Genomic DNA, 11,953 nt, shown 5'->3' with positions numbered 1-11,953 from the left:
GTGGTGGGATTCAGCCCTCGATGGACGTCATCACGTGCTTGATGCGCGTGTAGTCGTCGAAGCCGTAACCCGAGAGGTCCTTGCCGTACCCGGACTTCTTGAAGCCACCGTGCGGCATCTCGGCCACGAGGGGAATGTGCGTGTTGATCCAGACGCAGCCGAAGTCGAGGACCTTGGACATCCGCATCGCCCGCGCGTGGTCCTTGGTCCACACGGAGGACGCCAGCGCGTACTCCACGCCGTTGGCGTACTCGACGGCCTGCGCCTCGTCCGTGAAGGGCTGCACGGTGATGACCGGGCCGAAGACCTCCTTCTGCACGATCTCGTCGTCCTGCTTGAGGCCGGAGACGACGGTCGGCGCGTAGAAGTAGCCCTTCTCGCCGACCCGCCGGCCGCCCGCCTCGACCTTGGCGTGCGCGGGCAGCCGGTCGATGAAGCCGGAGACCTGCGCGAGCTGGTTGGCGTTGTTGAGCGGGCCGTAGAGCACGTCCTCGTCGTCCGGCTGCCCGGTCTTCGTGTCGGCGGCGGCCTTGGCGAGCGCCGTCACGAAGTCGTCGTGGATGGACTCGTGGACGAGCACGCGCGTGGCGGCCGTACAGTCCTGGCCCGCGTTGAAGAAGCCCGCCACCGAGATGTCCTCGACGGCCTTGGCGATGTCGGTGTCCTCGAAGACCACGACGGGGGCCTTGCCGCCGAGCTCCAGGTGGACCCGCTTGAGGTCCTTGGCGGCGGACTCGGCGACCTGCATGCCGGCGCGCACGGAGCCGGTGATGGAGGCCATCGCGGGGGTGGGGTGCTCGACCATGGCACGGCCGGTGTCGCGGTCGCCGGTGATGACGTTGAAGACGCCGGGCGGCACGATGGAGCCGATGATCTCGGCCATCAGGACGGTCGACGCGGGCGTGGTGTCCGACGGCTTCAGGACGACCGTGTTACCGGCCGCGAGCGCCGGGGCGAACTTCCATACGCCCATCATCATGGGGTAGTTCCACGGCGCGACCTGCGCGCAGACGCCGATCGGCTCGCGGCGGACGATGGAGGTCAGACCCTCCATGTACTCGCCCGCGGCACGCCCCTCCAGCATCCGGGCCGCGCCCGCGAAGAAGCGGATCTGGTCGACCATGGGCGGGATCTCCTCGGACCGCGTGAGTCCGATCGGCTTGCCCGTGTTCTCGACCTCGGCGGCGATCAGTTCCTCGGCCCGCTCCTCGAACGCGTCGGCGATCTTCAGCAGGGCCTTCTGCCGCGCCGCGGGCGTCTGGTCGCGCCAGGCGGGGAACGCGTCGGCGGCGGCCTTCATGGCGGCGTCGACGTCGGCCCGACCCGACAGCGGCGCGGTGGCGTACGCCTCGCCGGTCGCCGGATTGATCACCTCGGTGGTCCGTCCGTCGGCCGCGTCCCGGAATTCTCCGTTGATGTAGTTGCGCAGACGGCGCAGCTCGGTGCTCACTTCCGGCCCTCCAGTCAGATGTCCAGTGGATGAGACACCCACCCTAGTCGCTATACCGACGCTTTCAACATACCCAGCGGCCCAGAACTGCGGAATCCGTGAAGATTGAAGCCACAGACAACGAATTTCATCGGTCTGGTCTTGCGGAAGTGACGAGACGTCGTGCAGAGTGAGGTCGTGGCCAGTCGCAGCGCAGACCCCAGCAGCCCCCGCGGCTCCCGTACCGGAAATCCGGGCGGCAGCGGCAATGGGAACGGCTCCCCTCCGGTGGACGCCGTCTCCCTGGCGATCATCGAGCAGCTCCAGGAGGACGGACGCCGTCCGTACGCCGCCATCGGCAAGGCCGTGGGCCTGTCCGAGGCGGCCGTGCGCCAGCGCGTCCAGAAGCTGCTCGACCAGGGCGTGATGCAGATCGTCGCCGTCACGGACCCGCTCACCGTGGGCTTCCGCAGGCAGGCGATGGTGGGCATCACGGTAGAGGGCGACCTCGACCCCGTCGCGGACGCACTGACCGCCATGCCGGAAGCCGAGTACGTGGTGATGACCGCGGGCTCGTACGACCTCCTGGCGGAGATCGTCTGCGAGGACGACGACCACCTCCTGGAAGTCATCAACAAGCGCATCCGCGCCCTCCCCGGCGTGCGCTCCACCGAGAGCTTCGTCTACCTCAAGCTCAAGAAGCAGACCTATATGTGGGGAACCCGATAGCCGTGAGCAAGGACCTCAGCCAGACCGCGTACGACCACCTGTGGATGCACTTCACCCGCATGTCGGACTACGAGAACGCACCCGTGCCCACCATCGTGCGTGGCGAGGGCACCTACATCTACGACGACAAGGGCAAGAAGTACCTGGACGGCCTCTCCGGCCTCTTCGTCGTCAACGCCGGCCACGGCCGTCACGAGCTCGCCGAGACCGCGTACAAGCAGGCGAAGGAGCTCGCCTTCTTCCCGGTGTGGAGCTACGCCCACCCCAAGGCCGTCGAGCTGGCGGAGCGCCTCGCCGACTACGCGCCGGGCGACCTCAACAAGGTCTTCTTCACCACCGGTGGCGGCGAGGCCGTCGAGACCGCGTGGAAGCTGGCGAAGCAGTACCACAAGCTGACCGGCAACTACACGAAGTACAAGGTCATATCCCGCGCGGTCGCCTACCACGGCACCCCGCAGGGCGCCCTGTCCATCACCGGTCTGCCGGCCCTCAAGGCCCCCTTCGAGCCGCTCGTCCCGGGCGCGCACAAGGTGCCGAACACCAACATCTACCGCGCCTCGATCCACGCCGACGACCCGGTGGCCTTCGGCCGCTGGGCCGCCGACCAGATCGAGCAGGAGATCCTCTTCGAGGGCCCGGAGACGGTCGCGGCCGTCTTCCTGGAGCCGGTACAGAACGCGGGCGGCTGCTTCCCGCCCCCGCCCGGGTACTTCCAGCGGGTGCGCGAGATCTGCGACAAGTACGACGTGCTGCTGGTCTCCGACGAGGTCATCTGCGCCTTCGGCCGCCTCGGCACGATGTTCGCCTGCGACAAGTTCGGCTACGTCCCGGACATGATCACCTGCGCCAAGGGCATGACCTCGGGCTACTCCCCGATCGGCGCGTGCATCATCTCCGACAAGATCGCCGAGCCGTTCTACAAGGGTGACAACACCTTCCTGCACGGCTACACCTTCGGCGGCCACCCCGTATCGGCCGCGGTGGGCATCGCCAACCTCGACATCTTCGAGAAGGAGGGTCTGAACCAGCACGTCCTCGACAACGAGGACGCGTTCTACCAGACCCTGCGCAAGCTGCACGACCTGCCGATCGTCGGCGACGTCCGCGGCAACGGCTTCTTCTACGGCATCGAGCTGGTGAAGGACAAGGCCACCAAGGAGACCTTCAACGACGAGGAGACCGAGCGCGTCCTGTACGGCTTCCTCTCCAAGGCGCTCTACGAGAACGGCCTGTACTGCCGTGCCGACGACCGCGGCGACCCGGTCGTCCAGCTCGCCCCGCCGCTGATCTCCACGCAGGAGACGTTCGACGAGATCGAGGGCATCCTGCGGCAGGTCCTCACGGAGGCCTGGACGAAGCTCTGACCGGCCGTCGTCCGCGCGTGATTGTCTGATCAGCACCGGCCCGGAGGCGTCCGTTCGAGTGAGAACGGGCGCCTCCGGGCCGCGTCCTTTCCAGGCAAGTCCACCCGAATCCTTAGCGTGCCAAGTGACCGATCGGCCCCGCCTTCGTTCCCCCGTACGGGGGAGGGCAAACTGATCCGAACCGAGGTGTACGCCATGGTGGCCCCGCCTGACAACGACATGCTGTGGGCACGCGCACTGCATGTCACACACAACGGCTCCCCCGCCCTCACCGGCGTCTCGCTCGGTGTCCGCGAGGGCGAGATCCTCGCCGTCAGCGGCCCACGCGCCAGCGGCAAAACGACTCTTCTGCGGTGTCTGTCCGGCCAGTTGCTTCCCCAGCAGGGCGAGGTGTGGTTCGACAGCACCCCCGTCCACACCATGCGCCTTCTGGCGCGTGAACGCCTGCGCCGCGACCGCTTCGGGTGGATCGACCCCGAGCCGCATCTCGTGCCCGAGCTGACCGTCTGGGAGAACGTCGCCCTGCCGCTGATGCTGCGCGGCACCTCGCACCGCGTCGCCAAGCCCGTCGCCCAGGAGTGGCTGGAGCGCCTCGACGTCGGCGCCTGCGCGAGCAAGCGCCCGCACGCGCTCCTCCAGGCGGAGCGCCAGCGCGTCGCCGTCGCCCGCGCGCTGGTCACCACACCGGCCGTGATCTTCGCCGACGAGCCGACAGCGCCCCTGCACCGCGCCGACCGCGCGCACGTCCTACGGACGCTGACGACCGCGGCCCGCTCCCACGGCATCACGGTGGTCCTGGCCACCCATGACACGGAACTCACCACCCTCGCCGACCGCACGGTCTCGCTGCTCGACGGGCGGCGGGTGCATACGGTGCATCTGCCGGGGGCGGATGAGGCTGCTCAGGAGACGGACGGGACGACGGAGACGGGCGGGACGCCTGAGGCTGGCGGGGCGCCTGAGGCGGATGCCGGGGCCAAGACGGCGGGCGGTACGGCCGAGACGGGCGGCGCTTCGCGGGTCGCGAAGGCGTCCAAGGCCAGACGGGCCCTGGCGGCGCGGGCCTTGGCGGCGCGTGCTTCGGCGGCCCGGGGGGCGGAAGCGCGGGCTCCAGAGGCTCATACATCGGCGACACAGGTCTCGGAAGCTCGGCCGTCGGCGGCTGTGGCGGTCGGCGCTTCTGGGGCCACTGAGGCCCCTGAGGTCTCGGAGGCCTCCGCCCCCGGCGACACCAGTACCGACACCGACACCGACACCGACACCTCAGAGGTCTCGGAGCTCTCAGAAGCCTCAGATACTTCAGAAGCCTCAGATACTTCGGACTCCTCAACGGCCGCCTCCGACGCGGAAGGTCGGGCCGCGTGCTCGCTCTCCGTCTAGCCCGCGGGGCCCATCCGCTCGTCCAGGTGCGGCGGCTGCTCGTCGCCGCCGCGTCCGCCGGTACGGGATTCCTGCTGCTGTGCACCCTCGCGTACGCGATGCGGCAGCCGGGAGCCGCGTCCGTGCTGCGCCTGGCCTGGTGTGTCGTGCCGATCACCGCGACCGTGTACTTCGCCGTCGCCGTGGCCCGCACCGACCCGGGGACCCGGCCGCGCGCCGGGCTCTCCGCGGTGGGTCTCGGCCCCGGCCGTCTGATGGTGCTCGCCGCGATCTCCACGGCCGTGGCCTGCACCCTCGGCTCCCTGCTGGCGCTGCTCTTCTTCCTGCATCTGCGCGGCGACCTGCCGGGCGTGCCCTTCGACGGAGCCGCCGCCGAAGTGCTCGCCGCCCACCGGCCCTTGCCGCTCGCCGCCGCGCTGACGCTGCTCACCGTGGTCCCGCTCGCCGCCTCGGTCGCCAGTGCCGTCGCGCTGCGGCCGCGGTCCGCCAAGGCCGGGGCGGCGACCGGCGCCGAGGACGGTGCCGACAAGCCGGACGACGCCCCGGCCGCCCCGCCCAGCGGCCTGCCCTGGGGCTTCGCGCTGATCGCGGCGGGCCTCGCCGTGGAGACGTACGCCAGCGGTGTCGGCCAGGGAATGCGGGCCGGCTTCCGCATCCCGGGAGGCGGCGCCACCGACAACCCCGCGGGCGTCCTCGCCGGATGGGCGCTGACCGCGCTCGGTCTCACGCTCGCCGGTCCCGGCCTCACCCATCTCTGCGGCCGGTTCCTCCAGGCCGCGCGGCCCGGCGCGGTACGGCTGCTCGCCGGGCGCGTCCTACAGGCGGAGGCCCGGCGCATCGGGCGGCCGCTCGGCGTGCTGTGCGCGGTGGTGTCGGGCACGTACGCCTGCGTAGTCCTGTACGCGGGCCCGCGCCCCGGCGTCGGCCCGCTCACCGCCCTCGGCGTGCTGCTCGTCGCGGGCTGCGCCGTGCTGACCCTGGCCACGGCGGCCGTCGAGGCCAGACAGTCCCGCGCGGACATGACCGCGGCGCTGCTGCGGCTCGGGGCGCCCGTGACCCGGCTGCGCGGCTCGGTGGTACTGCGGGCGGCCGCGCTGACCGCCGTCTTCACCCCGCTGACCTGGGCCGTCGCGGAACTGGCGGCACTGCCGCTGGGGCGTTGAAGAATTCGTGCGGAAAATTCGTGCGAAAAATTGGGCGACGACCGATGAGTTCGGCGCCGGGTACGCGTCCAACCTTCCGTACACAGCAGACACGTACGGCAGGCGCGTACCGCACGCACGCACCCCTTGGGAGACACGCTCATGTACCAGCAGATGATCTTCGTGAACCTCGCCGTGAACGACGTCGACGCCACGAAGAAGTTCTTCACGGAGCTCGGCTACACCATCAACCCGCAGTTCACCACGGACGACTGCGCCTGCGTTGTCATCAGCGACACCATCATCGCGATGATGCTGGGCAAGCAGCGCTACGCGGACTTCACGGAGAAGGAGATCGCGGACTCCACCAAGACCAGCGAGACGCTGCTGTGTCTGAGCGCCGAGAGCCGCGAGAAGGTCGACGAGATCGTCGACAAGGCGATCGCCGCCGGCGGCACGGCGGGCAAGGTCCAGGACTACGGCACGATGTACGGCCGCGCCTTCGACGACCTGGACGGCCACACCTGGGAGTTCATGTGGATGGACCCCTCGGAGGTCCAGGGCTGAGTGAACCCGCCCCCAGCGGTGCTGCTTAGCATGGGCGGATGCAGCCGACTCCCGAGCCCGGACCCAGGCCCGAAACCGCATCCGCATCCGCCCCGCGACCGACCGGCGAGGCCCGTGAGATCGAATCCCTCGCCGAGTTCGACGAGGCCTTGGGACGCGACGCGCTCGCCGGATGCCGCGTCCAGGCCGTCGACCTGACCGAGCGCACCTCCGCGCTCCTGACCGCCCATGTCGCGGGCGCCGTCTTCCTCGGCTGCCCGATGCGCGAGGACGCGGCGGCGAAGGTGCGGGCCTCGGGGGCACTGGTCTTCCCGCCCGTGCCGGGGCTGCCGTTCAACCCCTACCGGGGGCTGCTCTACACCCCCGACGACCTGTTCGCGGGCCTCGCCGACGGCGGGTACGACGCGACGCCCGACGCCCACGCGTACGACTGGTTCCAGCGGACCAAGGCCGACGGCGACGTCTTCTCGTCGATGCTGCGGGCCATACACGACGACTCCATCTCCGACGCCCTGGACGAGCTGCTCGCCGGGGCACGGGTGGTGGGCGTCATGGGCGGCCACGCGATGGCGCGCGGCACGGAGGCGTACGCGGGAGCGGCGCGGCTCGGCCGCTCGCTGGCCCGCGCCGGGTTCACCGTCGCGACGGGCGGCGGGCCGGGCGCGATGGAGGCGGCGAACCTCGGCGCGTACGCCGCCGTCCGCGCCGACGGCATGCTGGACGAGGCCCTCGAACTCCTGGCGAAGGCCCCGTCGTTCACGCCGTCCGTCACCGAGTGGGCGCGGGCGGCCTTCGCGGTCCGCGAGCGCTGGCCCGACGGTGGCGCGTCGGTCGGCATCCCCACCTGGTTCTACGGCCACGAGCCGCCGAACGCCTTCGCCTCGCACCTGGCCAAGTACTTCGCCAACGCCACCCGCGAGGACGGCCTGCTGGCCCGCTCGAACGCGGGCGTCGTCTTCCTGCCGGGAGCCGCGGGCACGGTCCAGGAGGTCTTCGACAACGCCACCCCCAACTACTACGAGTCGCGCGGCGAGCCCACCCCCATGGTCCTGGTCGACCGCGCCCACTGGACGGAACACCTCCCGGTCTGGCCCCTGCTCCGGTCGCTGGCCCGCGACAGGTCCATGGAGTCGCGGATCGCGCTGGTGGACCGGGTGGAGGACGCCCCGGCCGCGCTCGACTCCGTCCTGTCGGGCGTACGTCACGGCTCCAACAGCCCCGCCAGCACCTCGTAGGACCGCCCCCAGTCCCACTCCTGACGCACCCACGCCCGCCCCTTCTCCCCCATGGAGCGGGCCTGCTCGCGGTCGCGCAGCAGTCGTACGAGGCGGTCGGCGACGGCCGCGGGCGAACGGCCGTCGACGACATAGCCGCTCTCGCCGTCCCGTACGGCGTCCGGCGCGCCCCCGGAGTCGCCCACCACGACCGGCAGCCCGGCCGCGGCCGCCTCCAGGAAGACGATGCCGAGCCCCTCCACCTCCAGGCCGCCCCTGCGCGTGCGGCACGGCATGGCGAAGGCGTCGGCGGCGGCGTAGAAGAGGGGCATCTCGGGGTGCGGATGGCCGCCCGCGAAGACGACGCCGTCCAGGACGCCCCGATCCTCGGCGAGTTGACGCAGGCGCGCCTCGTACGGCCCGGCGCCGACCAGGAGCAGCGTGGCGTCGGTGACCGCCCTGCGCACCATCGGCCAGGCCTCGATCAGGGTGTCCTGGCCCTTGCGCGGGACGAGGCGCGCGGCGCACAGGACGACCGGTCTGCCGTCGGCGAGCCCGTACCGCTCGCGCACCGGGCGGCCGTCCAGGCCCGGCGTGAACGCCTCGGCGTCGACGCCGGGCACCAGGCGCGCGAGCCGCACCCCGGGGTCCATGGCCCGGCGGACGGGCTCCCGGGTGCTCGGCCCGAGACACGTGACGCAGTCGGCGCCCGCCCCGATCCTGCGCAGCAGCGCCCGCGCGCCCGGGGTGCGGGCCCACCACACCTCGTGGCCGTGCGTCGTGGCGACGACCCTGCGCACCGCCGCCTCCCGCCGCAGCCGCCCGGCGAGCAGCCCGAGCGGTGCCGCGGCCCCGAACCAGACGCTGTCGCAGCCGTACCGCCGGGCGAGGGCGACCGCCCGCTCGCCCGTGCGGCGCGTCGGCAGCAGGGTGCGGGCCCGGTCGCGTACGACGAGGTGGGGGAAGGTCCGGTCGTACGTCACGTCGCCCGGCTCCGCCGAGGTGTACACGACGGCCGAGCCGGGCGGGAAGCGGCGGACGAGGGCGTCCACGAAGGTCTCGATGCCGCCCTGGCGGGGCGGGAAGTCATTGGTGACGACAAGGGTGCGAGGCATGCTCCGACGCTAGGAACGCGCGGTGCCGGGCGCGTCGCACGAGGCTCCGGACCCGCGGGTCAACCCGTGGCATGACATCCGGCTCCGGTCTCCACCTGGGCGCCGACGCGTCCGCCCCGTCCGGACCGGAAGAATCAGCGGCATGAGCACGACCATCCCGGGGCCGCCGGGCCGCCTGCGCAGACCCCTGCACAGACGCCTCCACGGACGCCTGCGCGCCCTGACGGCCTCCCCCGCCTACCCCTGGCTCACGGGCGCGGCCCTGACCGTGGGCGCGGCCGCCGAACTCGTGGGGTTCCCCGGCTCCGTCACCAACACGACCGCGATCCTCGTCTCCACGGCCTCCCTGATGTGGCGCCGCGTCTTCCCGCCGGTCGCCCTGGTGACCGTCGCCGCCGGGCTGCTGAGCTTCGGCGCCGACACGTCGCTGTCCATCGCCGTGATGATCAGCGGTCTCGTGGGCTGCTACGTCCTCGGCCGGCATCGCGTGCTGCACCCGGCGCTGCTCGTGGCGGGCGGCGCGCTCGGCGCCGTCGCCGCGAACCTCTGGCACATCCTGAGCTGGGCCCGCGACGACCGCCTGCCCGACGTGCCCGCGCTCGGCAACGCGGGCTCCCTCGGCCTGTTCGCCGAGGGGTTCGGCCTGTGTGCGGTGATTCTCGGCGCCGTCAGCATGGGCGACGCGGTGCGGGCCCGCGAGGAGACGCGGCGCGAACGGGCCCTGGCTCACGACCAGTTGATCGCCATGGAGCGCAGACAGGCGGCCGAGGCCGAGCGCGCGGCGATCGCCCGCGAGCTGCACGACATCGTCTCGCACTCGGTGTCGATGATCGCGGTGCAGGCGGAGAGCGCGACGTACACGACACCGGGCCTGACCCCGCAGGCCCGCGACGGCTTCCAGCAGATCGCGGGGACCGCCCGCGCCTCCATGGCCGAACTGCGCCGCCTCCTCGGCGTCCTGCGCACCCCGCAGCACGCCGAGGCCGCCGCGACCACCCCGCAGCCCACCCTCGCCCACCTCGACGGGCTCCTCGACCAGCACCGCGCGGTGGGCGGCAGGGCGGAGCTGCGGATCAGCGGGGAACGGGTGCCGCTGGCCGCGGTGTGGGAGCTGTCGGCGTACCGCATCGTCCAGGAGTCCCTGACGAACGCGCGCAAGCACGCCCCCGGCGCCCGCGCGATCGTCGAACTGGGCTACCGCCACGACCGTCTGACGCTGCGCGTCGCCGACGACGGCCCCGGCCCGCCGCCTGCCGCCTCCGGCGGGGGCGGCGCGAGCGGTCACGGTCTGACCGGCATGCGCGAGCGCGCCGCCCTGGTCGGCGGCAGCCTCACCGCGGGCGCGGGCCGGGACGGCGGCTTCTGCGTGGAGGCGGAACTCCCTTGGTGACTCCTTTGCCGTCCCCTTTGGTGACCCCTTCGGTGACCCCTTTGGTGACAACGGCTTTTGACACCCTGGAAAGGGGCGGACGCAGCGTGATCAGAACCCTCGTGGCCGACGACCAGGCCGTCGTCCGCACCGGATTCGTGAACCTCCTGAACACCCAGGACGACATCCAGGTGGTCGCCGAGGCCGAGGACGGCGTCCAGGCCGTCCGCCTGGCCGCCGAGCACCGCCCCGACCTGGTCCTCCTCGACATCCGTATGCCGCACAAGAACGGCATCGACGCGGCCCGCGACATCCTCGCCGCGTCCGGCGGCGCGACGAAGGCGCTGATGTTGACGACGTTCGGACTCGACGAGTACGTGTACGAGGCGCTGGCCGCCGGAGCCTCCGGGTTCCTGCTCAAGGACGCCACGTTCCCCGAACTCCTGCACGCCGTGCGGGTCGTGGCGGCCGGCAACGCGCTGCTGTCACCCGAGATCACCAAGCGCCTCGTCGCGGAGTTCACGCGCCAGCGGGCCGCCGCGCCCCCGGCTCCGGCGGGCGGCGTCGACGGGCTGACGGCCCGCGAGGCCGAGGTGCTCGTCCTCATCGCGCAGGGCCTGTCGAACGCGGAGATCGCCCACCGGCTCACCATCAGCGACCACACCGTGAAGACGCACATCAACCGCCTCTTCACGAAGATGGGGCTGCGCGACCGGGCGCAGGCGGTGATCCTCGCGTACGAACTGGGTCTGGTGAGAGCCGCTTCAGCTCACGGGGGCTCGGTCCAGGCCTGAGGCCGTCACCCGAACGTGGCCCGCTCCAGCCAGAAGTCGAGCAGCTCCCGCTCGCCCAGCACCTCGACGCTCCCGCCGTCCAGCGGACGCCGCCGGTAGAAGGCGAGCAGCACCTCGGTCAGCGGGCCGCGCAGCGCGACCGTCGCCTTGGCGTGCCCGCGCCGCCAGGTGAAGCCGTCCTCGCCGAACTCGATGAGCCACTCGGCGTTCAGCCCGGGCGGGGCGTCGGTCGCGTGCAGATGGATGGAGCGCCCGGCGCCCTTGAGCTCGGACGCGCTGTCTTCGGGGTCGCTGACCTGCGTGAACCGTACGAGGTCCAGCCATTCGTCGATCGCGTCGGCGGCGACGTCCGGCGCGACCTCGTAGGCGACACCGGTGGCGATGGCCGCGTCCGCGCGGTGGATCGCCAGCTCGTGGGTCATGCGCCGCGCCCAGAACCCGGCGGTGTGGTCGCCGGCCCACGACCACACCTTGGCGTCGGCCCCCGCGGCGCGGAACGTCCCCTCGCCGAGCGCCGCGGTCCGGGCCAGCCAGTCGTCGAGGGCGGCCGGGTCGTCGCCCTCGGGTCCCCCGGCGTCCGGGACCTCCTCGTCCGGGATGTTCCGCTCGGCGCGCGTCGCGACCAGGCGCTCGCTCCAGCGCACCGCCCCGCCCATGTGCCGGGCGAGCTGCGACAGCGTCCAGTCGGGGCAGGTCGGCACGGTGACGGAGAGGTCCGCTCCGTTCAGCGTGGCTCTCAGGAGGTCGATCTGCGTGGAGACTTCGGCGCAGTAGCGGTCGTGGCTCAGTGTCGTCATGGTCGAACACTAGAGTGATTTACGGGTCGGTGGCATCTGCGTTTCCGGCACGG

At 71.8% G+C, this 11,953-nt stretch carries 10 protein-coding genes and 1 pseudogene; 8 read left to right on the top strand and 3 right to left on the bottom strand.

Annotated features, from left to right (window positions below):
* Positions 1-10: 10 nt before the first annotated feature.
* Positions 11-1,450 (bottom strand): gamma-aminobutyraldehyde dehydrogenase, encoded by a 1,440-nt coding sequence (locus ACWDVB_RS07995; protein WP_451515824.1) that lies wholly within the window; start codon positions 1,448-1,450, stop codon positions 11-13.
* A 162-nt stretch (positions 1,451-1,612) separates the two neighbouring features.
* Here ACWDVB_RS07995 and ACWDVB_RS07990 point away from each other — a divergent pair, with 162 nt between their 5' ends.
* The 6 genes and pseudogenes from ACWDVB_RS07990 (at position 1,613) to ACWDVB_RS07965 (ending at position 7,846) form a co-directional block, all read left to right on the top strand.
* Positions 1,613-2,158, top strand: a complete 546-nt coding sequence (locus ACWDVB_RS07990; protein ID WP_451515823.1) for an Lrp/AsnC family transcriptional regulator — start codon at positions 1,613-1,615, stop codon at positions 2,156-2,158.
* Positions 2,143-3,522, top strand: a complete 1,380-nt coding sequence (locus ACWDVB_RS07985) for an aspartate aminotransferase family protein (protein ID WP_451515822.1) — start codon at positions 2,143-2,145, stop codon at positions 3,520-3,522. The genes ACWDVB_RS07990 and ACWDVB_RS07985 overlap by 16 nt, the downstream gene beginning before the upstream one ends.
* Before the next feature lie 195 nt (positions 3,523-3,717).
* Positions 3,718-4,422: pseudogene (locus ACWDVB_RS07980) on the top strand (ABC transporter ATP-binding protein); the annotation flags it as partial.
* Between the two features lie 461 nt (positions 4,423-4,883).
* Positions 4,884-6,065 (top strand): hypothetical protein, encoded by a 1,182-nt coding sequence (locus tag ACWDVB_RS07975; protein ID WP_451515821.1) that lies wholly within the window; start codon positions 4,884-4,886, stop codon positions 6,063-6,065.
* A 141-nt stretch (positions 6,066-6,206) separates the two neighbouring features.
* Complete coding sequence (locus ACWDVB_RS07970; RefSeq protein WP_451515820.1) at positions 6,207-6,611, top strand: VOC family protein; 405 nt, start codon at positions 6,207-6,209, stop codon at positions 6,609-6,611.
* 38 nt (positions 6,612-6,649) lie between these two features.
* Entirely contained in the window at positions 6,650-7,846 is a 1,197-nt protein-coding gene (locus ACWDVB_RS07965) for an LOG family protein (protein WP_451515819.1), read from the top strand.
* Here ACWDVB_RS07965 and ACWDVB_RS07960 read toward each other — a convergent pair.
* Positions 7,813-8,940: a glycosyltransferase family 4 protein gene (locus tag ACWDVB_RS07960; protein WP_451515818.1), complete on the bottom strand. Its 1,128-nt coding sequence runs from the start codon at positions 8,938-8,940 to the stop codon at positions 7,813-7,815. The two genes, ACWDVB_RS07965 and ACWDVB_RS07960, sit on opposite strands and share 34 nt — an antisense overlap.
* Before the next feature lie 142 nt (positions 8,941-9,082).
* On the opposite strand from ACWDVB_RS07960, the gene ACWDVB_RS07955 reads away from it, so the two are divergent.
* Positions 9,083-10,330, top strand: coding sequence for a sensor histidine kinase (locus tag ACWDVB_RS07955; protein ID WP_451515817.1), 1,248 nt, complete (start codon positions 9,083-9,085; stop codon positions 10,328-10,330).
* An 86-nt stretch (positions 10,331-10,416) separates the two neighbouring features.
* Positions 10,417-11,103 carry a response regulator gene (locus tag ACWDVB_RS07950; RefSeq protein WP_451515816.1) on the top strand — a complete coding sequence of 229 codons (687 nt, stop codon included), beginning with the start codon at positions 10,417-10,419 and terminating at the stop codon, positions 11,101-11,103.
* A gap of 5 nt (positions 11,104-11,108) precedes the next feature.
* Here the strand turns inward: ACWDVB_RS07950 and ACWDVB_RS07945 are convergent, their stop codons facing one another.
* Positions 11,109-11,900, bottom strand: coding sequence for a maleylpyruvate isomerase family mycothiol-dependent enzyme (locus ACWDVB_RS07945; RefSeq protein WP_451515815.1), 792 nt, complete (start codon positions 11,898-11,900; stop codon positions 11,109-11,111).
* Positions 11,901-11,953 lie beyond the last annotated feature (53 nt).

Source organism: Streptomyces sp. NPDC003379 (assembly GCF_053589195.1).
The sequence above is the reverse complement of the archived record's forward strand: the minus strand, read 5'-3'. Positions and strand labels throughout refer to the sequence as shown.